This is a genomic window from Micromonospora sp. WMMD754, assembly GCF_049315235.1.
GTDB lineage: Bacteria > Actinomycetota > Actinomycetes > Mycobacteriales > Micromonosporaceae > Micromonospora > Micromonospora sediminicola.
Genome location: NZ_CP186058.1, coordinates 771,473 through 793,755 on the forward strand (window position 1 = coordinate 771,473; position 22,283 = coordinate 793,755).

Sequence of the window (22,283 nt, forward strand, 5' to 3'; positions counted from 1 at the left end):
AACCTGTCCGGCGAGTGAGGGGTGCACCGACAGCATGCGCACGGGTCGACCGACCGAAGCGCCCGGCCACCGGCGGTGACCGCCGCGCGTCGGGGCGGTGTCGCCGGGCCGGTCAGCGGCGGTGGACACGCCCGGAGGAAGCGACCCCGGCGGGTGGCCGGGGTCGGTGCCGCGCTGCCGGCCGACGACCAGCTCGCCCGGGAACTGCTGGACGGGCTGGCCGAGGCCGTCGTGACCGTCGACGCCGCCGGCGAGGTGGCCCTGGTCAACGCCATGGCGGCGGAACTCCTCCCCGAGCTGACGCCGGGCGTGGATTTGGCCGGCTGCGCGGTGCCCGGGCTGGCCGAGGCGACCCGCGACGGCGCCGAATCGTTCGAGACCGAGCACCACGGCCGGCGGCTGCGGGGCGTACGACGCGGGCTCGCCGGGGAACGCCGCGCCTGGTACGTGCGGGACGTCACCGAGGAGCAGGCGCGCACCGACGCGCTGCTCACCGAGCGGTCCCGGACCGCCTTCCTCGCCCAGGCCGGCAGCCGCCTCGGGCTCTCCCTGCACCGTGACCAGACGCTGCGCACCGCCGTCGACCTGCCGGTGCCCTACCTGGCCGACGTCGCCGTGGTGGTGCACCGCCCGCCGCCCCCGGCCGAGGACGAGCCGCACTGGATCCGGTACGCGACCGGCGACCCCGGCCCGGTCACCGGCGTGGCCGGCTGGCGGACGGTGGAGTCGGTCCCCGGGCTGGTCGAGGCGCTGGAGGGCGACCTCACCGAGCCCAGCCCCTGGCTGGACGCGGAGCTGGCCGACCTGGCCGAGGTGCTGCCGGCGGGCTTCGGACGGCCGGGCACCGTGCTGATCAGCCCGATGCCCAGCGCCGGCGGCCCGGCCGGCGCGCTCGTCCTGGCCCGGCGCCCCGAGCGGCCCGGCTTCGACCAGCGGGAGATCTCGCTGGCCCGGGAGTTCGCCGCCCGGGCGGGCGCCGCGCTGGCCGCCGCCGAACTCTACGGCGAGCAGGCCCACCTGGCCCGCGTGCTGCAGAACAGCCTGCTTCCGCCGGAGCTGCCCCGACTGGCCGGGATGGCGCTGGCCGGCGGTTACCGGGCGGCCGGGGACAGCCTGCGCATCGGCGGCGACTTCTACGACCTCTTCCCCACCCCCGCGGGTGGCCTGTTCGCGCTCGGCGACGTCTGCGGCAAGGGCGTCGGCGCGGCCGTGCTGACCGGCCGGGTCCGCCAGTCGTTGCAGACGCTGCGCCTGGTCGAACAGCGGCCCCGGGAGCTGATGGAGCTGCTCAACCGGGCCCTGCTGGACGCGCCCGGCGCGGCCCGCCGGGCCCAGTTCACCACGCTCCTGCTGGGCACGCTGACCCGGGAGCCGGACGGCGGGCTGCTGGTCCGGGTGGCCGGCGGCGGCCATCCGGCGCCGTTGGTCGTCCGGGCCGGCGGCGGGATCGAGGCGGCCCCCGTCGGCGGCATGCCGGTGGGGGCGCTGACCGACGCGCGGTTCGTCGAGGCGGAGATCCGGCTGGCCCCGGGCGACCTGCTCCTGACGTACACCGACGGGGTGACCGAGGCCCGGGGCGGCCCCACCGAGGTGGCCATGTTCGGCGAGGCCCGGCTGCGCCAGGCGCTGGCCTCCGGCGCCGGGCTGCCGCCGGCGGCCCTGGTCGACCGGGTCCTCCAGCTCGTCGACGAGTGGCTCGACGGGCAGCCGCACGACGACATCGCCATGCTGGCCGTGGCCGCCGCGTGAGTGCGGCCTGCCGGATCGGGCCGGAGTCGCTCGCCGCGTACCTCGACCACCTGGAGCGGGCCGACCGGGCCGGCGCGGTCGCGCTCGCCCAGGGCCTGCTGGCCGAGGGCTGCTCGGTCGCGGACGTCCTGGTCGACCTGGTCGCGGTCGCCCAGCGGGAGATCGGCCGGCGGTGGCTCACCGGTTCCTGGAGCGTCGCCCAGGAGCACGCCGCGACCCACGTCAGTGAACTGGTGGTCGACGCGCTGGGCGCGGCCGTCGGCCCGCCGCGCCGCGGGCACGTGGTGGTGGCCTGCGTCGAGGGCGAGTGGCACGCGCTGGCCGCGCGGATCGTCAGCGAGGTGGTCCGGGCGGCCGGGTGGCGGGTCACCTTCCTGGGCGCCAGCGTGCCGGCCCGGCACCTGGTCTCCTACCTGCACCAGACCGGCCCGGACGCGGTGCTGCTGAGCTGTGTGCAGCCCAACCGGCTGGTCCGGGCGGCGCGGATGGTGGAGGCGAGCCGGACGGCCGGGGTGCCGGTGCTGGCCGGCGGTCCCGGCTTCGGTCCGGAGGGTCGGTGGGCGACGGCGATCGGCGCGGCGGCCTGGGGCGCCAGCGCCCGGGACGCGGTCCGGCTGCTGTCCGGACCGCTGTCGGCCGGCGCGCACACCGGCGCCCCGCCGCCCCCGCCGGACGACGCGTACGTGGCGGTGCTGCACCGCAGGCGTGATCTGGTCCGGCTCGCGCTGAGCGTGGTCGATCCGCCGGAGGAGACCGCCGAGGACGTCGCCTCGGGACTCGCGCACCTGGTGGACGCGCTGGTCGCGGCCGTCCGCGTGGACGACGACCAGCTGCTGCTGGACTTCGTCCGGTGGCAGGGGGAGGCGCTCACCGCCCGGGGCGGACGGGAGGTGCTCGACGACGTCCTCGGTGCCCTGGAGCGGGCTCTGACCGAGCATCCCCGGGTGGTCGCGCGGCTGCGCACGGCCCGGGCCGCGGTCGCCCTCGACTGAGGGCGCGGTCCCGGTGGTCGACCGGGCCGGGTCAGGCGGTGCGGGCCACCGGGGGTTCACCGGGCGGGTGCGGTTCGCCGGCCGGGGCAGGCGGGGTGGGTTCGGCGGCCGGCGCCGGCGGCGTCGGCTCGGCCGACGGGTCCCCGATGCGCTCCCCGGAGGGTTGCAGGACCGGCCAGCCCTCGGCCACGGTGGCCTCACCGCGCCGGCCGACCTCGTCGAACTCGCGCATCCCGCGCAGCAGGGCCGCCCGGCCGTCCACGCTCATCCCGGCCAGGATCCGCGCCAGCCGGTGTCGCCGGTCGGTGCGCAGCTCGGCGAGGAGCCGTCGGGCCGCCGGGGTGAGGTGCAGCGAGATCTCCCGGCGGTCGTAGCGGCCCGGCTCGCGCTCCAGCATCCCGGCCGCCACCAACCGGTCGCAGAGTCGGCTGGCGGAGGAGAGCAGCATGTCGGTCAGGGTGGCGAGCCGACGGAGGTTGATCCCGTCATACTGCTCGATGACCATGACCGCGCGGAGCTGGGCTCCGGAGAGCCGGCTGGTGGTGCGCTCCCGCGCCGCCTCCCAGACGGCCAGCAGGGTGCCCGCCGCCTCGTCCAGGGCGGCGGACATACTCGCTTCAGGTCCCCGGGGACCGCGCTCTTCGGTCATGGTGGGCCCGAGACTACTCCCCGGACCAGCCCGGCGACCTGTGCAAAGGAGCAAAGATGAGCGGAGCGGAGGTTCGCGCGCGTCAGATCGTGACGGATGCGCCGACAGATCTCATCGTGGACCGGCTCGCCGCCGAACTGGCCCGCCGGTACGGGATCACCCGCACCGAGCTCTACCAGGTCGACTACCGGCTCGCCGAACTGCTGCCGCTGGGCGGCGGTGAGCCGATCACCGGCCCCGGTCACCCGGCCTGGCGCGCCTTCGACCACCAGGAGCCGGTGGTCGTCGACGGAACCGGCTGGTTCCCGGTGGGGATGCGGGGTGAGCGCCGGGGCGTGCTGCGGATCTCACCGGCGCCCGACGACCCGGACGCCCTCCGGCAGCTGGACACCATCGCCACCGTGGTCGGGCACGAGCTGGCCGCCGTCACCTCGACCACCGACATCTACCTTGGCGCCCGCCGCAGCCGACGGCTCACCCTGGCCGCCGAGATGCAGTGGGAGCTGCTGCCCGGGCGCAGCCGGATCCGGCCCTCGTTCAGCCTCGCCGGGCAGCTGGAGCCGGCGTACGCGGTGCGTGGGGACAGTTTCGACTGGTCCGACGACGGCCACCGGCTCTGGCTCGCGGTGCTCAACGGCTTCGGCGAGGGCGTGGCGGCGGCGCTGCTCACCTCGCTGGCCACGTACGCGCTGCGCAACGCCCGCCGGGCCGGTATCTCCCTCGCCGACCAGGCCGCCCTGGCCGACCAGGCGATCTTCGCGCAGCATCGGGGCGCGCAGCACCTCTCCGTGCTCCTGCTGGAGCTGGACCTGGCCACCGGCGCGCTGACCGCGGTCGACGCCGGCTCGCCCCGCCTGATCCGGCTGCGCGACGGCGTGGTGGCCGAGCAGGTGCTGGACAAGCAGTTCCCGCTCGGCATGTTCGAGGCCACCGACTACCGGGAGCAGCGGTTCCAGCTGGAGCGCGGCGACCGGCTCTTCGTGGTCAGCGACGGGGTGATCGACGCGACCGCCGAGCGGGTCCGGTACGGCGAGGCGGCGCTGGACCGGTTCCTGCGCCGCACCGGGCCGATGGAGGCGCTGGACGCCGTCCGGTCGCTGATCGGCGACCTGCGCGCGTTCGTGGCCGGCGACCTGGTCGACGACGCGGTGGTGGTCTGCCTGGACTGGCTGGGCCCGCAGCCCTGACGGTCCGCCTCAGTACGCGCCGCGGCTGTTGAGCACGGCGCCGAACGTCTTCCAGAGGATGGTCAGGTCGGCCGCGAGCGACCAGTTCTCCACGTAGTAGAGGTCGAGCCGGATGCCGTCCTCCCAGCTCAGGTCGGATCGGCCGCTGACCTGCCACAGGCCGGTCATGCCGGGCTTGACCAGCAGTCGGCGGGCCACGTCGCCGTCGTAGCGGGCCACCTCGGAGGGCAGCGGCGGGCGCGGGCCGACCAGGCTCATCTGCCCGAGCAGGACGTTGGCGAGCTGGGGCAGCTCGTCCAGCGACCACTTGCGCAGCAGCCGGCCCACCCTGGTGACGCGCGGATCGTCGCGCATCTTGAACATCAGGCCGTCGGTCTCGTTGCGTGCGGCCAGCTCGGCGAGCAGGGCGTCGGCGTTGACCACCATGGTGCGGAACTTGAAGACGCCGAACTCCTCGCCGCCCTGGCCGACCCGGGTCTGGCGGAACAGCACCGGACCCCGACTGTCGACCTTGATGGCCAGCGCGATCACCGCCAGCAGCGGCGAGAGCAGGAGCAGGGCGATCAGCGAGATCGACCGGTCGACGAATCCCTTGACCAGCTTGCGGGCGCCGCGAAACTCGGGCGCCTCGACGTGGATCAGCGGGAGGCCGGCGACCGGGCGGGTGTGGATGCGGGGGCCGGCCACGTCGGTCAGCGCCGGAGCCACCACCAGGTCCACCCCGGTGCCCTCCAGCTGCCAGCCGAGGCGGCGCAGCCGGGTCGCGGTCAGCTCGCCGGAGGCGGTGACCGCCACGGTGTCCGCGCCGATGGCGGTGGCGGCCTCCGGGATGCCCCGGAACGATCCGACCACCGGCACGTCGCCCAGCCGCTGCGGCACCGGGGCGAGCAGGGCGTCCGGGATGCAGGCGCCGACCACCTGGTAGCCGGCGTACGGCTCCCGGCGCAGCGTGTGCACCAGCTCCAGCACGTGCGCGGTGTCGCCGACCACGAGCACCTTGCGCGACCAGCCGCCGCCCCGGTAGCGGGCCTTGTGCAGCCGCTTGCGGGCCGCGAACCGGGCCGCCTCCAGCCCGATCGTGCCGACCGCGAAGGAGATCGCCAGGAAACCGCGGGACACGCCGACGTCGGCGATGTACCCGGCGATGGCGATGCCGCCGGCGAGCCGCAGGCTTGCCGCGCTGACCCGTCGGTACTCGTCCGCGCCGTAGCCGAGCACCTGGTCGTCGTAGCAGCGCATGGCCTTGAGCGAGACCAGCCAGACCAGCAGGAGCGCCGGGGCGACCACCACGTAGGGGATCTCGGATCCGGTCGGCTGCTCGTCACCGAACCGGGCCAGGTAACCCACCAGGATGGCCACGGCGAGCACGGCGGTGTCGAGCACCACCAGGACCCGGATGTAGGCCCGCTCCGCGGCTCGCGTCGTCGCACCGGGGCGGTCACCGCCGGGTCGCGACGTCCTGGCGGGGGTCAACAGCGTCGCCGAGGTCACGGGTCCTCCCCACTCTGCTCAGGACCGCCCCGCCCCCGCCCGGCTCCGGAGGGAGCCTGCGGTCGGGGCACCCGGTCATCATGCCAAGACAATTATGGTTACCGATTGATTCGGACACATTACCGTCAGTTCACTTTCCCGTGCTTGACCCGGGAAGCCTTCCGCCGTACCGGAAATCCGGTACGGCGGAAGGCTATCGCTGAGTGTCGGGTCAGCGCGGAGCGGGCGGCCGCAACGCGATCGCCTGCAGGAAGATCTCACCGATCTTGCTCGGGTCGGTGGTCACGAACGCGCCACCCTTGGTCACATTCGTGATCGACTTGAGCTCGGCGAGGCTGACCTCGTTGCCGATGCCGATGATGATCACCTGAACCGGCTGCTCGTCGTCCTGCAGCTTCTTCAGCTGATCGAGCAACGCCTTCTGCGAGATGCCATTGTCGTCGTCGTTCTTGCCGTCGGTGAACAGCACGATCGAGTTGACCTTGCCCGGCTCCCAGTCCTGCTGGACCTTTTTGTACGCGGCCAACATGGTGTCGTAGAGGCCGGTGTCGCCGTCTGACGGACGGATCGACCCCAGACCCTGCTGGAGCGCCCCACGGTTGCTCGACAGCGGCTTGATCCCGACGATCTCGCGATAGTCCTGCGAACCGTTCAGGTTCGTGGAGAAGGTCCACAGGCCGATCGACCAGGAGTCGTCGAAGAGTCCGAGGCCCTGGCTCGCGGCGGCGACGGTGACCTGCTCTCGGCTGGCGCCACCCGCGGTCGCCACGGGCCTCTTCATCGAGCCGGAGACGTCGATGACGCAGAGCATGCGGCCCGACTGGGTAGCCACCGACCAGGTGGTGGTCGCCTTCTGGATGGCGACCGGGTCCAGGTCGGCAGCCCCGCCCTGGCCGGACGCCGGGACGGGAGTCGCCCCGCCGTTCGCCGGGCTTGGCGCCCCCTGCGGCGCCTTGAACCCGTTACCCCAGTTGCCGTCGGGCGCGCGCAGCGACTGCGCGGCGAGCCGGTCCTTGAAGTCACCGGAGCGCAGGGCCTCGTAGAGCACCCGCGCGGCCGACGCCTTGCTCGGCTCGATGCCGGGCAGCACCGCGAACGGGTAGTCCAACGCGATCGGGTCCGGCTTGAGATAGAGCGCGGCCAGCGAGATCGGCGGCTTGGTGTTGTTGTAGGCGATGACGTCTTCCTCGGACAGCGCCGCCGCGCCCAGCCCGTTGGCGATGGCCGTGGGGTCGGACGAGCGCGGGAACCGCGCGAGGAGGTCCTGCCGCAGCGAGGAGCGGTTGGTGGCCAGCGCCCGCAGTGCCCCGACCATGGCCTCCTGGGCCTTCGGGGAACCGGCCTCACCGGTGGAGCTGGCGGCGGCGGTCAGCGACAGCAGGCCGGACAGGCCGGCCGCGTCCTGGGTCGGCTCGACGATCCCGGCGCGCAACGGCTTGCCGCTGGTGACCTGGCTCAGCAGGTCGGTCCAGCGGAGGTCCCTGTCCGGCCAGCCGAGACGAGAGGCCACCGGTTCGGGCAGCGCGACCACCACCGGGCTGCGGGCGATCGAGGCGCCGTTGCCCGGCGCGAACGCGGTGGCGCCGCCGCTCTTCAGCCGGACCAGCCAGGTGGAGGAGTCGGGCACCCAGACGTCAGGGGTGACAGCGGTGCCGCTGGCCTGGCCGACGCCGGCCAGGGTGGCGCCGTGCTTGCTCGCCACGGCGGCGGCCACGTCGACCGGATCGGCCGAGGTGACGTTGACGGCGATGCAGGTGTCACCGACCCGGGCGCCGTTGGCGACCCAGTCGTCGGCAGCGCCGCGTACCGCCGGGGCGATCTCCGGGGCGGCCGACACCGACAGCTCGATCCGACCCGAGCAGTTCGGGCCGGCCAGCTGCTGGTATCCGAACCAGGAGCCGGCTACGACGGCGACGAGAGCGGTCGCCGCCGCGGCGGCACCTGCCCCACGAAGGTTAGTACGCATGCGATGGCGGCCAGACACGGTGACCATCTTGCGTATCTCGTGGGGTTACTGCCACAACCGTTCGGACGAAAGTTACGCAGGAGAAACAGTTGATCACCTAATCGATACACTGAGTCACGAGCCAGTGATCCCAGGTGATTCCGGTCCACTCCGGACAGTGCTGTCCGTCACCGTTCCGTCACACCAGCACGCACGTCGGACTCGCCACCGGAACCGGCTCACCGACCCGCTCCGGCACGCCGCTGCCCGGGTCCACCCGGAAGACGCCGATCAGGTCGGCCCGCTCGTCGGCGACGTAGAGGTGCTCCCCGGCCAGGGCGAAGTGCCGGGGCCACCCACCGTCGGTGTCGACCTCGGCCACCAGCTCCGGCGCGGCGCCGTCCAGCGCGAAGACGGAGACCGTGCCCACGCCGCGGTTGCCCACGTAGAGGAAGCGGCCGTCCGGTCCGACGGCCACCTCCGAGGGCTGCACGTGCCCGGTCCGGCCGCTGGCGTCGACCCGGACCCGCTGGTGCAACCCCTCCGCCGTCAGGTCGTACGCGGTCACCGTGGCGTCCAGCTCACCGACCAGCCAGGCCCGGCGGCCGTCCGGGTGCCGGGCCAGGTGCCGGGGGCCGGTGCCGGCCGGCGTCCGCAACCGGGGCGCCCGGGGCACCAGCCGCCCGGAGGCGACGTCGAGGTCGTACCGGTAGACCGAGTCGGTGCCCAGGTCGACGGCGAGCAGGGGCCCGTCCCCCGGGTCGGGCGAGACCATGTGGCAGTGGGCCTTCTCCTGCCGCTCCGGGTCGGCGCCGTGCCCCTCGTGCCGGACCAGGTCGGTGCGCTCCCCCGGCACGCCCTCGGCGTCCACCGGGAACACCGCCACACTGCCGCCGCCGTAGTTGGCCACGAAGACGTGCCGGCCGTCCGGCGCCACCGCGAGGTGGCACGGCTCGCCACCGCCGGTCGGGAGGACGCCCAGCGGCGCGAGGTCGCCGTCCGGCGCCACCCGGAAGGCGCTCAGCCGCCCCTCGGACAACTCGTTGACCGCGTAGAGCACCGGAAGCACCGGATGCCGGACGAGGAACGACGGCGACGGGGTGACCGCCGCCGTGCCGAGCGGGGTCAGCGCCCCGGTCGCCGGGTCCCGCCGCGCCGCGACGATCCCCTCCGCCCGTCCCCCCGCCTCCGCCGTGTAGCCGCCGATGTGGACGACCTCGCCCGTGCCGGTCACCGCTCCCACCTTCCGCCGATCCTGCCGCGATCCCACCAGAGGCTTCCCGGAGAACCGCCCGGTCACTCGTGATTCGCGGACCGGATCCAGGACGGGGCGGCGCTCAGCCCACCGGCACCGGCTCGCCGCGCTGCCGCGCGACGTGCTCGACCAGCGAGATCAGCACCAGCTTGCCGGACTGCCGGTCCCGGGCGTCGCAGAGCACCAGCGGAACGTCCGGATCGAGGTCCAGGGCGTCCCGCACCGCCTCCAGCCCGAACCGCCGGGAGCCCTCGAAGCAGTTCACCCCCACCACGAAGGGCACGCCCCGCTGCTCGAAGTAGTCGATCGAGGGAAAGCAGTCGGCCAGCCGGCGGGTGTCGGCGAGCACCACCGCGCCCAGCGCCCCGAAGGCCAGCTCGTCCCAGAGGAACCAGAACCGGTCCTGCCCCGGGGTGCCGAACAGATAGACCTGGAGGTCGTCGTTGATGGTGATCCGGCCGAAGTCCATGGCCACGGTGGTGGTGGACTTCTGCTCCACCCCGGAGACGTCGTCGGTGCCGAGACCCGCCCCGGTCAGCACCTCCTCGGTCTGCAGCGGCCGCACCTCGCTCAACGCGCTGACCAGCGTCGTCTTGCCGGCGCCGAAGCCGCCGGCGATGAGGATCTTCAGGGCCAGCGGCAACCGCGACGCGGCCGGCTCCCGGTCAAAGCGCACGGAGTCCACTGACCACCGCCTTGAGGATGTTGTCGTCGGGCAGGTACGCGGTGGCCGGGGGACGGTGCACCGCGACGAACCCGTGGGCGAGGAGGTCGCCGAGCAGCACCCGGACCACGCCGACGGCGAGGTCCAGGTCGGCGGCGAGGTCGGCGACGGCCTTCGGCCGCCGGGCCAGCTCGACCAGGCGGCGGTGCTCCGGCTGGAGACCGGGCGCGCCGGCCGGCTCGGCTGCCGGGGTGGTCAGCACGAAGGCCAGCAGGTCGAAGCCGTCGACCGGGGGGCGCACCCGCCCACCGGTGAGCGTGTACGGGCGGACCACCGGGCCCGCGTCGGCGTCCAGCCACTCGTGCTGGGGGCCCGGGGACTCAGCGCGCATCGGTCGGCTCCCCCACGGCCCGGGCCGGAGCGGCCAAATTTTCCCCGACGCGGATCACCAGCATCGCCATCTCGTACGCCACCAGGCCGATGTCGGCGTCGGCGTCGCTGGCCACGGCGAGGCAGGCGCCCTGCCCGGCGGCCGTGACGAACAGGTACGCCGACTCCATCTCCACCACCGTCTGGCGGACCGCGCCGCCGCCCAGGTGCCGGGTGGCCCCCTTGGCCAGGCCGGAGAAGCCGGACGCCAGCGCGCAGAGGTGCTCCGCGTCGGCGCGGTCCTGGTCGGCGGAGGCGCCGAGCAGCAGCCCGTCCGCGGAGAGGACCACCGCCTGGCGGGCGGCGGGGACCCGTTCCACCAGGTCGTCGAGCAGCCAGTCGAGATCGGCGTTCTGCCGCGTCGTGTGCACCACTAGGCGTCCCTCTCAGTCGCGGTTCGATGGTCCGGCGCCGGCGAAGAGGGCTCCGCCGCCGGCTCCGGCGCGGTGGACGGCGTACCGGTCTCGGCCGGCTCGGCGGCGGACGCGTCCCGCAGCCGGGTGGCGGACGGGCCGCCGGTGGCGCGGGAGCCGTCCCGACGCCCCCGGGCGGTGCCCGCCTGCAACGCGGACATCGCCCGGCGGGCCTCCTCCGGCGTCCGGTGGGCCGGCACGTCGGCGACGGCCGCCCGGGGACGCGCCGTCGGCCCGCGTCGGCGCACCCGGCGGGGCAGCCCGTCGCCGTCGGCCGGCGGTTCCACGGTCGACGCGCGGGCCGTCGGCAACGGCACCACGGTCGGCTCGGATCGGTCCCGGTTCGGCCGGCCCGGCCGCCCCCGCGGCACCGTGGTCAGCCGGGTCACCTTCGCCATCCGCCGCCGCTCCGGCCCGGCCGGCGTGGCGTCCGCGCCGACCGGCGGCTCGTCGGTGATCAGATCGGCGGGGACGAGCACCGAGGCGGTCGTGCCGGCCGGCCCGGCCGGTCGCAGCTCCACCCGAACCCCGTGCCGGGCGGCCAGCCGGGCCACCACGAACAGGCCCAGCCGGGCGCTGTCGGCCGGGTCGAACTCCGGTGGCGCGGCCAGTTTGCGGTTGGCCGCCGCCAGCGCCGGCGGTGACATGCCCAGGCCCCGGTCGGTGATCTCGATGGCGTAACCGCCCGGGACGGTCCGGCCGGTGACGTCCACCCGGGTGCCGGGCGGGGAGAACGCGGTGGCGTTCTCGATCAGCTCGGCGAGCAGGTGGATCACGTCACCGACGGCCCGGCCGAGGACCCCGGCGGACTGCACCTCGCCCACGTCGACCCGGTCGTACGCCTCGACCTCGGAGATCGCCCCGCGCATCACGTCCACCGCGGCGACCGGGCGGCGCCAGCCGCGTCCGGGCGCGGCGCCGGCGAGGATGACCAGGTCCTCGGCGTGCCGGCGCAGCCGGGTGGCCAGGTGGTCGACCTGGAACAGCCCGGCCAGCTCGTCCGGGTCCTCGGTGCGGCGCTCCAGCCGGTCCAGCAGCGCCAACTGCCGGTGCACCAGGCCCTGGCTGCGGCGGGCCAGGTTGAGGATGACCTCGTTGAACCCGCGGCGCAGGGTGACCTCGTCCACCGCGGCCCGCACCGCGGTCCGCCGCACCTCGTTGAAGGCGCGCGCCACCTGGCCGATCTCGTCGCCGCCGTGGTCGAGTTCGGGGGCCTCCCGGTCGACGTCGACCTCCTCGCCCCGGCGCAGTCGGGCGACCACGTCGGGCAGCCGCCGCTCGGCCATGTCGGTCGCGGCGCCCCGCACGCCGGTCAGCCGGTGCGCCAGCGACCGGCCGACCCGCAGCACCACCAGGACGCAGACCACGACGGCCACCAGGCCCAGCACCCCGGCGGCGGCGAGCTGGACCAGGATGCGCACGGCCATCGGCACCGACCGTTCGGCCAGGCTGTCCGCACCGCGCAGCTCGAAGTCCCGCAGTCCCTGCCAGACCTCGGTGTGGCTGCTCTCCCAGGCCCGGACGTCGAACCGGGCGGGCAGCTCGGCGGAGCGGATCAGGGTGTCCTGCAGGGCGCGCAGCCGGAGGAAGCCCGGGCCCTCGGTCAGCCGCTGGTAGCCGGCGCGCTCGTCGGGCGGCAAGTCGGCGACCGCGTTCTCGGCCAGGAAGCGCTGGTTCTCGACGGTGCGCACGAGCTGCTCGTGCTCACCCTCGGCGTACCGGCCGGCCGTGACCGCGCCGGCGAGCAGCGCGTCGGCCTGGCCCAGCAGCTCGCGGGAGCGGCCCAGCGCGGTGAGCGCCGACGCCTCCCGGTTGAGCTGCACGTCGGGCAGCGCGGCCATGGCGGAGAACGCCTGGAAGGCGGAACCGACCATCCCGCTGTAGAGGCCGACCGCGCCGGCCCGGTCCACCTTCCGGTCGTCGATGAAGGCCCGCCCCGCGGGCAGCGCCTCCAGCGCCGAGCCCAGCTGGTCGAGCCGGGCGTCGAGCTGGTCGTCGGCCGCGTCGCGCAGGTCCTCGCCGTCGATCCGGCGGCGCAGCTCGGCCACCGCCCGGTCGGTGCGGGCCCGCTGCTCGCCCAGCTCCGGCAGGGCGGCGTCACCGGCGAGCTGGACCACCGAGAGCCGCCGTTCCCGTTGCAGCTCGGCGACCACGGTCTCGCCCGGGCGGCCGAGGTCGTAGAGGAGGGTACGCGCGGCGAGCAGGTCGAGGGCGGGGCCGAAGGTGAGCGTGGTGGCGAAGATCCACAGCGCCAGCAGCCCGGTCACCGGGCCGATGACCAGCGCGGTCAGCTTGGCGCGGATCGGCCAGTCGCGGGTGTTCAATCAGACCTCGCCCGGGAAGGTGTCGCTGGGTGGCGCCGGCAGCGGCCGCCAGATCGCCGGCCACGACGCCGGGCCCCGACCCGGACGCCTTGGGCAGGATACGTAATCCCGGACGGATGCACTACCGGCCGTCTCGCCGCTCACTACGGTCCGGAACGGTCACGCCGGACACCGATGGACTCCGGCCGCGGGCCGTTAGGGCGTCGCCGAACCGCCGGCTCTCGCGGACCGCGGCGGAAAGTGCTCCAGAACGGGATTGGCGATCACCCGCAGGAGGGAATACCTGCGGGCGAAGGAGGAGCCATGTCGCCCACCCAGGTAGTCGTCATAGTCATCGTCGTCGCCGTCATCGCCGCGCTGGTCGCGCTCGCCGTGGTCGCCAACCGCCGGCGGGCCCTCAAGCAGCGCTTCGGCCCGGAGTACGACCGGGCCGTCGCCGAGCAGGACAGCCGGGGCGCCGCCGAGCGTGAGCTGCGCGAGCGCGAGCGCCGGCACGCCGAGCTGGAGCTGACCCCGCTGAGCCCGGAGTCCCGGGCCCGGTACGCCGCCGCCTGGGAGGACCTCCAGGTGCGCTTCGTCGACTCGCCGGCGGAGACCGTCGGCGACGCCGACGAACTGGTCGGCCGCCTGATCGCCGAGCGCGGATACCCCACCGGGGACTTCTCGGACCAGATCGCCCACCTCTCCGTCGAGCACGCCCGCACCCTGACCCACTACCGCGACGCCCACGAGATCCGGCAGCGCAACGAGCGCGGCGAGGCCGGCACCGAGGACCTCCGGCAGGCGCTGGTGCACTACCGGGCCCTCTTCGCCGACCTGCTCGGCGAGGACCCGGTCGGCCAGCAGCCGCCGGAGCAGCGCCACCCCGACCACGAGCACGACGCCACGAGCCGCTGAGGAGGCCGCCGCCATGCGCCAGGAAGAGCAGCAGGTCACACAGGACCACCCCGAGGCCGTACGGTCCGCGCCGGTGCCGGTCCCCCCGCCGGGTGACCACACCGACGCCGACCGGCCGGGGGCCGACCGCGCGGACCGGGCCGACGTGCCCGAGGACGCGCTCGACGACCGGGGCACCTTCGACGACCCGGCCGTGACCGACCGGCGGGACGCGGACCTCGACGAGACCCGCGGGTACGACGCCGGGGAGCTGCGGGACGCGGCCGACCGGACGGACGACACCGACACCACGCGCGACGACGACGGCCGGCCGGAGTTCCACGAGCCGGCGCCGCTGCCGACCACGTTCGGGGCGGCCTCGGTGGGCGACGCGGTGGCCGCGTCGGCGCTGGCGAGCGGCCGGCCGCAGGACGAGCGGGACGCGCGCGACGAGGACACCGCCGTTCCGGGTGACGGCGCGCCGGGCCGCACCGAGCCGCTGGACGACGAGCGGGCCGACCCGACCGCCGGGGACCGGCTGCACGACCGGGACCGCTGGGAGGCGGAGCACTCCGACGCCGGCCCGGGCGCCGACGCGGTCCGCGACGACCGGTCCACCGACGGGGTGGTCCGGGACGGCGCGCCGGCGGACGGCGCGGTCGGGTACGGCAGCGCCGAGCCCGGTCTGGTCGACCCGGACAGCGAGCCGGTGCCCGCGGACGCGGACGGCGGGCGGCACCACACCGTCGACCCGGACACCGCCACGGCGGCGGGCGCGGCGGCGGTCGGCGCGGCCGGCTCGGGCGCGGCGCTGGCCGGCGCGGACCGGCCCACGCCGGGCGCGGTGCCGGCGGACGCGGCGACGCTGTTCGCCCCGGAGGCCGCGCAGGGCTTCCGGGACCGCTGGCGCGACGTCCAGCTGCGCTTCGTGGACGACCCGCGCGCCGCGGTCGGCGAGGCCGAGTCACTGGTCGAGGAGGCGATCGAGGCGCTGGCCACGGCGTTGCGGGAGCAGCGCACCCGGCTCGGCGCCTGGCAGGAGTCCGGCTCGACCGACACCGAGCAGCTCCGGGTGGCCGTGCGCGGCTACCGCGACTTCCTGGACCGCGTGCTGGGCCGCTGAGGCCCTGACCTGCCCCGGAGCCCCGGCCGCCGACGGCCGGGGCTCCGTCGTGCCCGACGGACCACGCAGGAGGCATGAAATTTCGCAATCGGGGTACCTGCCGGCGCAGCACGCACCCACACGAGGGGAGCAACGGGCATGGGCAGCGGCCTACGGTTGAACATGAACGCCCTGGACTACCTGATCCTGGCGCTCTACTTCGTCACGGTGCTGGGGGTCGGCTTCGCCGCCCGCCGCGCCATCAAGACCAGCGTGGACTTCTTCCTGTCCGGGCGGTCGTTGCCCGCCTGGGTCACCGGCCTGGCGTTCGTCTCGGCGAACCTGGGCGCGCTGGAGATCATCGGCATGGCCGCCAACGGCGCCCAGTACGGCATCATGACGGTCCACTACTACTGGATCGGCGCCGTGCCGGCGATGGTCTTCCTCGGCATCGTGATGATGCCCTTCTACTACGGCTCGAAGGTCCGCAGCGTCCCGGAGTACCTGCGGCTGCGCTTCAACCGCCCCACCCACCTGCTCAACGCGATCAGCTTCGCGGTCGCCCAGGTGCTGATCGCGGGCGTGAACCTCTACGCGTTGGCGCTGATCATGCAGGCGCTGCTGGGTTGGCCGCTCTGGGTCGCGATCGTGGTCGGCGCGGTGATCGTGCTGGCGTACATCACTGTCGGCGGCCTCTCCGGCGCGATCTACAACGAGGTGCTCCAGTTCTTCGTGATCATCGCCGGCCTGGTGCCGATCACGGTGATCGGCCTGGTCAAGGTCGGCGGCGTGAACGGGCTGATGGACGCGGTACGGGAGTCCAAGCTCGGAGAGGCCGGCCTGCACGCCTGGCAGGGCACCGGCAGCACCGACAACCCCCTCGGCGCGCACTGGCTGGGCATCGTCTTCGGCCTCGGTTTCGTGCTCTCCTTCGGCTACTGGACCACCAACTTCGCCGAGGTGCAGCGCGCGCTGTCGGCGCGCAACATGAGCGCCGCCCGGCGTACCCCGATCATCGCGGCGTACCCGAAGCTGCTCATCCCGGTGGTCACCGTGATCCCCGGCCTGATCGCCCTGATCACGGTCAAGGGACTGGGCGCCGACCAGGGCGACCTGGTCTACAACAACGCCATCCCGCTGCTCATGCGCGACCTGCTGCCCAACGGCGTGCTCGGCATCGCGGTCACCGGCCTGGTGGCCTCGTTCATGGCCGGCATGGCGGCCAACGTCAGCGGCTTCAACACCGTCTTCACGTACGACATCTGGCAGGCGTACTTCCGGCGAGACCGGCCGGACGGGTACTACGTGAAGGTGGGCCGGATCGCCACCGTCGTGGCCGTGGTGGTCGGCATCGGCACCGCGTTCATCGCGGCCGGCTTCAGCAACATCATGAACTACATCCAGGCGCTCTTCTCGGTCTTCAACGCCCCGCTCTTCGGCACGTTCATCATCGGCATGTTCTGGCGGCGGATGAGCGCGCTGGCCGGCTTCTGGTCGCTGCTGTCCGGCACGGTGGTGGCGATCGCCACCTACGTGCTCTACAAGACCGGCGTGATCAGCTTCAACTCGGACCTGGAGGAGAGCTTCTGGGGCGCGGGCCTGGCCTTCGTGACCGTCGCGGTGGTGGCCGCGATCGTCACGCCGCTGACCCGGCCGAAGACCGACAGCGAGCTGACCGGGCTGGTGTACGGCCGCAGCGACACCACGCTGGCCGACGACTCGCTGGCCGGCGACGCGGCCTGGTACCGCTCGCCGGTGCTGCTCGGCGTCGTCGCCGTGATCCTGGCCGCCCTCTTCTACATCCCGGTCTTCTGAGGAAGGGACCCACGCCATGGCAGACAACGAGGACCGCCACTACCAGGGCGGCGAGGCCCACGACCCGCTGGTCGACGAGACCGAGGACGCCCGGGAGGCGCGTTCGGCGGCGGCCCGGCTGTTCGACATCCGCCGGGTGATCGGCGGGCTGTTCGTCGTGTACGGCCTGATCGTCGGGCTGATGGGACTCTTCGACTCCTCGGCCGAGATCGACAAGGCGCAGGGCGTCCGGATCAACCTGTGGGCCGGCGCGGTGATGCTGGTCTTCGGGCTGCTCATGCTGCTGTGGCAGCGGCTGAGCCCGACCGAGGCGCCGGAGCCCGGGCCGGACGAGTCCTGATCCGGCGGGCTGTCGGGCCCGGTCGGCATGGCCGGGCCCGCACGGGGTACGCCGGGGATCACGCAGTGGGACAGGAGGGCAGCAGCATGACCGATCGTGACCGCGGTGGCGAGCGGCCGCTGGAGGAGACCCCCGAGGTGGCGGCGGCGGTGGACGACGACAGCACGGTGCCGCAGCTGCGTACCGGCGGCACCGACCCGGACAACCCGACCTTCACCGAGCCGGACGGCGCGGTGGCCGACACCGGCGCGCCGGACATCATCGGCGACCCCTACGCGGCCGGCACCGGTGCGACCGGCACCGGCACGGGCGCCGGCGGGGACAACATCCGCACCGGCGCCGAGCAGCCGTGGGAACCGGAGGACCTGGTGCGGGCCCGGGGTCAGGACATGACGCCGGAGAACCTGGAGCGGGCCCGCCACGACCTGGCCGAGCTGGGCCGGGCGGCGATCGAGCGTACGGTCCCCTGACCCCGGACGGCCGGGGGCCCCTGGCCGACGTGGGCGTCGACCAGGGGCCCGGGGAACCCGCGCGGCGGTGCCTCACTCCCGCCGCCGCGGGTGGTCCGGCGGTGACTCAGAGCGCCGGGTAGGCGTTCTGCATCAGCTGCGCGAACTGGGCCGGGAACCACGCGCCGGAGATCGGCGCGTCCGGCAGGGCGCCGGACATGCTGTTCCCGTTGCGGGCGTTGCCGGTGTACGTCGGGTCGCACATCCGGTCGAAGCCCTTGCCCTCGTTGTTCGGGATCTCCTTGCTGGAGCCGTCCGACTCACCCGGGGGCTTCACCCACACGTAGGCGTCGATGCCCGGCTCCGGGTTGGCCTTCGGCCGCTCGCCGAGGCCCGCACCGGCCTGGTTGCACCAGTTGCCGGCGTGGATCCGACGGTCCACCCGACCACCGTCGACGTACGCGTCCACGCTGGTCAGCGGGCCCGGGCCGGTCGGGCGCGCCGAGCCGCCCCAGCCGTTGCGGGAGGTGTCGATCAGCATGCCGATGTTGCTCTCGAAACCGACCGAGACCAGCTTCTGCCGGAACGCCTGGGCGAACGACAGCTCGTCGACGTACTGGTTCCAGTCGATCCACTTGGCCTGCCGCACGGTCTGGCCGTTCACCGAGTCGGTGATCTTGACGTACGGCTCCTTGAGCGCGGAGTAGTTCGCCGTGTTCACGATGAAGCCGTGCACGTTGCGCACCGTGCTGCCGGACGCGACGGCGGCGGCCTTGAGCTGGTCGGCGACCGGGCCGAAGTTGCTGTCCCAGCCGATCCAGCCGTGGTGCGCGGCGTCGATGTAGTTGTAGACGTTGCCGATCGCGCCGAGCTTGGCCAGCGCGTAGCCGACGCCGTTGACGTAGGCGCCGTTGGCCTTGACCGTGTCGCACATCGCGGTGCCGCCCGGGTTGCCCGAGGTGTTGGTCACCAGGTTGGGCAGCGAGTCGATCTCGATGATGTTGACGATGCGCAGGTTCTTGTACTTCGCGTCGGCCTGAATCGCGGCGATCGGGTCGATGTACTCGGACTTGTAGCGGGGCAGCTCGTCCGGGCCCAGCTCGCCGTTGGAGGCCAGCGCGGCGCAGTCCCGGCCGGGCAGGTTGTAGATGACGAACTGGATGTAGCCGGCGCCCTGGGCGAGCGCGGCGTCCAGGTGGTCACGGACACCCATCGAACCGTTGGAGCTGCTGCCGGTGGTGCCGTTGATGGCGGCGATCCGGTCCAGCCAGACCGCGGTCGGGTTGTTCGACACCCGGTTGCCACCGGCGACCGACTCGGCCTTGGCCTTCCACTCCGGGTTCACGTACCCCTTCACCCCGGCGTACGGGTTGTCGACCTTCTGCCCCGGCGGGGTCGTGGTCGGCGGGGTCGTGGTGGGCGGGGTGGTGGTCGGCGGCGTCGTGGTGGGCGGCGTCGTCGTCGGCGGGGTGGTGGTCGGCGGGGTCGTGGTGGGCGGCGTGCCGCCGTTGCAGACCGTGCCGTTCAGGGTGAACTGGGTCGGCTTCGGGTTGCTGCCGCTCCACGCGCCGTTGAAGCCAATGCTGGTGCTGGCGCCGGTGGCCAGCGAACCGTTGTAGGACTCGTTCTGCGCGGTGACGTTCTGGCCGGTCTGCGACCACTTCGCCGACCAGCCCTGCTGCACGCGCTGCGAGCTGTTCGGGAAGGTGAAGCCGAGGTTCCAGGAACTGACCGGGTCACCGAGGTTCTTGATGACCACGGTGGCGGTGAAGCCACCGGGCCAGTCGCTGGTGGTGTAGTCCACGCTGCACTGGGTGGCGGCCTGAGCCGCGGTGACCGGGAGGGTCACCAGCCCGCCGGCCACGAGGACGCCGGCGCCGGTGAGCGCGAGCGTCCGGCTCCGGCCGGACAGCCTTCTCCACAGATTCATGCCACTGATCTCCTTGGGCGAGACCGGATCCGCGTACGGCCCGGCGGAATGGCGGCGGCGGTCGTCCTGCGGGAACGGCCGTGCGCGCCACGGGTTTCTTCGGGGGACGCCCGACCCGGACGGGCGTGAGGTGGTGGTGGTGCCGACCGGTCCGCAGGACCGGCCGATGGGAGCCCGACGTCGCCCGGTGAGACCGGTTGCCCTCGACGCCTCAGCTCGCGGTGTGGCTCCCCGAACCGCGTGCAGCGATTCTTGCATGGGAGCGCTTCCATGGCAATGCCTCGATACGCCTCCCCGACCCTACCTCCCGACACCCGCCCTACACGGGCTCGCGCGGCTCGCGCGCTCGCGCGGCGAGATCTTGGTACGAAACGGCCCCCAGAGGGGCTTCGCCGTAACAAGATCTCCAGCTTGTCCGCGATGCGGAACGACCGTCCCAGCGAGCAGGACGCAGGGGGCGGTTGGAGAAGCAGAGCGAACGGCGCAGCAGGGCGGGGTGGGCCCGGACACACGCACATCGGACCTCAGGCGGCTTAGCACCAGGATCGGAACATCATCGGCAAACTCCTAAAAACGAATCTTTCCCCGAATAAGTCGCGAAAAGGTCTAACGTCGGCGGTAGCTCGACTGACGTCGGGCTCAGGACGAACAGGGATGGAGTGACGCTGGTCATGGCTAAGAAGATGCTCGGGAAGGTCGTCGCGGGTGCCGCTCTGGGCGGCGCGGGCCTTCTCGTGTTCACCCCGGGGATGGCCTACGCGGGCGGACACGACGAGGGGAAGGTCATCGCCAAGCCGCACGTGGTCAAGGCGGGTGACACCGTCGAACTGCTCGAGATCTGCTCCGAGCCCCAGGAGCACGCCTCCGTCTGGTCGAAGGTGACCGGCAAGGTCGACCTCCACCCGGCCCGTGACGGCGAGCACGGCGACTGGTCGGACAAGGGTGGTGACTGGTCCGACAAGGGCGGCGACTGGTCCGACGGGGGCTGGGACGCCGACCAGGGCCCCGACGGCAAGGACGGGCACGGTCGCGACGACCACGGCAAGGGCCCCGAGGGCAAGGACGACCACGGCAGGGACGAGCAGGGCAAGGACGACCACGGCAAGGACGAGCACGGCAAGGGCGACCAGGGCAAGGACGAGCACGGCCCGGGTGGCAACGGCATGCCGCAGCCGCCGGCCGACGTGCCGCAGCCGGGCGGCCAGCCCGGTGGCATGGGCGGCGGTGTGGCCGCCGACCACGGCGACCAGGCCGACTGGAAGGGCCACGAGGAGTACGGCCAGGACGCCGAACCGGGCTGGGAGAAGGAACAGCCAGGCCGGAACGCCGCCGACTGGGCGATGGACGAGCACGGCAAGGACGGCAAGGACGGCCACGGCCGGGACGCCAAGGACGAGCACGGCGCCTGGCAGGACGGCAAGGACGACTACGCCAAGGACGAGCACAGCGCCTGGCAGGACGGCAAGGACGAGCACGGCAAGGACGACTACGCCAAGGACGACCACGGCAAGGACTGGCAGTCCGGCGGCGAGTACGGCCGCGGCGGGGACGAGTACGGCCGCGGGGGCGACGAGGCCGGCTGGGAGCACGGGAAGGACTTCGTCTACTACGGCGAGGCCACCGTCTCCGAGCACGCCCGCCCGGGCCGCTACGAGCTCAGGGGCTCCTGCGGCGAGGGCGAGCTGGTGGTCCTGCCCCGCGGCGGGGTCGACGGCGGTGACGGCGGGATGGCCACCACCGGCGTGGACCGCGGTCTCGCCACCGGTGGCGCGGGCATGATCGGCGCCGCGGCGCTGGGCGGCCTGGTGCTGCTGCGCCGGCGGCGGGCCGGTGGCCTGGTCTGACCGGACGACGACCCGGGCCGGCGGCCGTCACGGGAGACCGTGGCGTGCCGCCGGCGCGGCCGTCGTCGTCCTGCTCGCCATGGTGGGCGCGGGGCTGATCGGCGCGTCCGTACGGACCGTCCCAGCACCCACCCCGCCGCAACCGATCGCGCAGGCCGGGCCGGTCGCCACCGACCCGGCCCCGGACGTCGACCTCGACCCGACAGCGGAGGAGACGTCCTCCCCCGACGTGCCGGTCACGCCGCCCGGCTCCCCCACCCCGGCAGGCGCCACCCCGCCGGCACCGGCCGTCTCCGGCACACCGGCCGTTCCGGGTTCACCGGCCGCGCCGGTCGCTGCGCCGGTCGCGCTGCCCCGGTCGGCGCCGACCACCATCTCGATCCCCCGGATCGGGGTGCGGGCCGAGATCATGACGCTCGGCACCAACCCGGACGGCACGGTCCAGGTGCCCCCGTTGGACCAGGCGATGAAGGCCGGCTGGTACTCCCCCGGCGCCAGTCCCGGCGAGGTCGGCAACGCCGTGGTCGTCGGGCACGTCGACTCCGCCCAGCTCGGCCCGGCGGTCTTCTTCAACCTGGGCGCGCTGGTGCCGGGCGACGCCATCGCCGTCGTCCGGCAGGACGGCTCGACCGCCACGTTCACCGTGGACGAGGTCCGGTCGTACCCGAAGACCGCGTTCCCGGCGGAGCAGGTCTACGGCCCGTCCGACGTGCCCGGCCTGCGGGTGGTCACCTGCGGCGGGGTGTTCGACCGGACCGCCGGCAGCTACCTGAACAACATCGTCGTCTACGCCCGGATGACCGCGTAGCCGCGAACGGCCGTGGCCCGG

The 22,283-nt window shown here is 73.8% G+C and carries 19 protein-coding genes; 10 read left to right on the forward strand and 9 right to left on the reverse strand.

Annotated features, from left to right (window positions below):
• The first annotated feature begins 153 nt into the window (after positions 1 to 153).
• Both ACN27B_RS03650 and ACN27B_RS03655 read left to right on the forward strand, forming a co-directional pair.
• Complete coding sequence (locus ACN27B_RS03650; RefSeq protein ID WP_422743488.1) at positions 154 to 1,749, forward strand: PP2C family protein-serine/threonine phosphatase; 1,596 nt, start codon at positions 154 to 156, stop codon at positions 1,747 to 1,749.
• On the forward strand, positions 1,746 to 2,741 hold the full coding sequence (locus tag ACN27B_RS03655) for a cobalamin B12-binding domain-containing protein (RefSeq protein WP_099163905.1): 996 nt from the start codon (positions 1,746 to 1,748) through the stop codon (positions 2,739 to 2,741). Before ACN27B_RS03650 ends, ACN27B_RS03655 begins: the two co-directional genes overlap by 4 nt.
• A 31-nt stretch (positions 2,742 to 2,772) precedes the next feature.
• Here the strand turns inward: ACN27B_RS03655 and ACN27B_RS03660 are convergent, their stop codons facing one another.
• Positions 2,773 to 3,351, reverse strand: a complete 579-nt coding sequence (locus ACN27B_RS03660) for a MarR family winged helix-turn-helix transcriptional regulator (protein WP_253866184.1) — start codon at positions 3,349 to 3,351, stop codon at positions 2,773 to 2,775.
• 95 nt (positions 3,352 to 3,446) lie between these two features.
• Between ACN27B_RS03660 and ACN27B_RS03665 the strand changes: the two genes are divergently transcribed.
• On the forward strand, positions 3,447 to 4,577 hold the full coding sequence (locus ACN27B_RS03665; protein ID WP_099163904.1) for a PP2C family protein-serine/threonine phosphatase: 1,131 nt from the start codon (positions 3,447 to 3,449) through the stop codon (positions 4,575 to 4,577).
• Positions 4,578 to 4,586: 9 nt separating this feature from the next.
• Here the strand turns inward: ACN27B_RS03665 and ACN27B_RS03670 are convergent, their stop codons facing one another.
• From ACN27B_RS03670 to ACN27B_RS03700, 7 genes are all read right to left on the reverse strand, one after another.
• The gene (locus ACN27B_RS03670; protein ID WP_099163903.1) at positions 4,587 to 6,068 is read right to left on the reverse strand and encodes a sugar transferase; all 1,482 of its coding nucleotides are present in this window, start codon (positions 6,066 to 6,068) and stop codon (positions 4,587 to 4,589) included.
• A gap of 211 nt (positions 6,069 to 6,279) precedes the next feature.
• Positions 6,280 to 8,034, reverse strand: coding sequence for a substrate-binding domain-containing protein (locus ACN27B_RS03675; RefSeq protein ID WP_099163902.1), 1,755 nt, complete (start codon positions 8,032 to 8,034; stop codon positions 6,280 to 6,282).
• A 178-nt stretch (positions 8,035 to 8,212) separates the two neighbouring features.
• The gene (locus ACN27B_RS03680) at positions 8,213 to 9,247 is read right to left on the reverse strand and encodes a lactonase family protein (protein ID WP_172967933.1); all 1,035 of its coding nucleotides are present in this window, start codon (positions 9,245 to 9,247) and stop codon (positions 8,213 to 8,215) included.
• Positions 9,248 to 9,350: 103 nt separating this feature from the next.
• Positions 9,351 to 9,953 (reverse strand): GTP-binding protein, encoded by a 603-nt coding sequence (locus ACN27B_RS03685; RefSeq protein ID WP_091571424.1) that lies wholly within the window; start codon positions 9,951 to 9,953, stop codon positions 9,351 to 9,353.
• Positions 9,934 to 10,323 carry a DUF742 domain-containing protein gene (locus ACN27B_RS03690; protein WP_091571419.1) on the reverse strand — a complete coding sequence of 130 codons (390 nt, stop codon included), beginning with the start codon at positions 10,321 to 10,323 and terminating at the stop codon, positions 9,934 to 9,936. Before ACN27B_RS03690 ends, ACN27B_RS03685 begins: the two co-directional genes overlap by 20 nt.
• Positions 10,313 to 10,735, reverse strand: coding sequence for a roadblock/LC7 domain-containing protein (locus ACN27B_RS03695; RefSeq protein WP_091571415.1), 423 nt, complete (start codon positions 10,733 to 10,735; stop codon positions 10,313 to 10,315). Before ACN27B_RS03695 ends, ACN27B_RS03690 begins: the two co-directional genes overlap by 11 nt.
• Positions 10,735 to 13,098, reverse strand: a complete 2,364-nt coding sequence (locus ACN27B_RS03700; protein WP_422743492.1) for a nitrate- and nitrite sensing domain-containing protein — start codon at positions 13,096 to 13,098, stop codon at positions 10,735 to 10,737. Before ACN27B_RS03700 ends, ACN27B_RS03695 begins: the two co-directional genes overlap by 1 nt.
• Before the next feature lie 303 nt (positions 13,099 to 13,401).
• Between ACN27B_RS03700 and ACN27B_RS03705 the strand changes: the two genes are divergently transcribed.
• From ACN27B_RS03705 to ACN27B_RS03725, 5 genes are all read left to right on the forward strand, one after another.
• Positions 13,402 to 13,995, forward strand: coding sequence for a hypothetical protein (locus ACN27B_RS03705; RefSeq protein WP_099163900.1), 594 nt, complete (start codon positions 13,402 to 13,404; stop codon positions 13,993 to 13,995).
• A gap of 13 nt (positions 13,996 to 14,008) precedes the next feature.
• The gene (locus ACN27B_RS03710; RefSeq protein WP_099163899.1) at positions 14,009 to 15,097 is read left to right on the forward strand and encodes a hypothetical protein; all 1,089 of its coding nucleotides are present in this window, start codon (positions 14,009 to 14,011) and stop codon (positions 15,095 to 15,097) included.
• Positions 15,098 to 15,235: 138 nt separating this feature from the next.
• Entirely contained in the window at positions 15,236 to 16,891 is a 1,656-nt protein-coding gene (locus ACN27B_RS03715) for a sodium:solute symporter family protein (protein WP_098747084.1), read from the forward strand.
• Between the two features lie 16 nt (positions 16,892 to 16,907).
• On the forward strand, positions 16,908 to 17,231 hold the full coding sequence (locus ACN27B_RS03720) for a hypothetical protein (protein ID WP_091571396.1): 324 nt from the start codon (positions 16,908 to 16,910) through the stop codon (positions 17,229 to 17,231).
• A gap of 86 nt (positions 17,232 to 17,317) precedes the next feature.
• On the forward strand, positions 17,318 to 17,701 hold the full coding sequence (locus ACN27B_RS03725; RefSeq protein WP_091571392.1) for a hypothetical protein: 384 nt from the start codon (positions 17,318 to 17,320) through the stop codon (positions 17,699 to 17,701).
• A gap of 106 nt (positions 17,702 to 17,807) precedes the next feature.
• Here ACN27B_RS03725 and ACN27B_RS03730 read toward each other — a convergent pair whose 3' ends face one another.
• The gene (locus ACN27B_RS03730) at positions 17,808 to 19,610 is read right to left on the reverse strand and encodes a glycoside hydrolase family 6 protein (RefSeq protein ID WP_422743495.1); all 1,803 of its coding nucleotides are present in this window, start codon (positions 19,608 to 19,610) and stop codon (positions 17,808 to 17,810) included.
• Positions 19,611 to 20,281: 671 nt separating this feature from the next.
• On the opposite strand from ACN27B_RS03730, the gene ACN27B_RS03735 reads away from it, so the two are divergent.
• Positions 20,282 to 21,454, forward strand: a complete 1,173-nt coding sequence (locus ACN27B_RS03735; protein WP_422743497.1) for a hypothetical protein — start codon at positions 20,282 to 20,284, stop codon at positions 21,452 to 21,454.
• On the forward strand, positions 21,441 to 22,262 hold the full coding sequence (locus ACN27B_RS03740; protein ID WP_422743499.1) for a class F sortase: 822 nt from the start codon (positions 21,441 to 21,443) through the stop codon (positions 22,260 to 22,262). Before ACN27B_RS03735 ends, ACN27B_RS03740 begins: the two co-directional genes overlap by 14 nt.
• Positions 22,263 to 22,283: the final 21 nt, after the last annotated feature.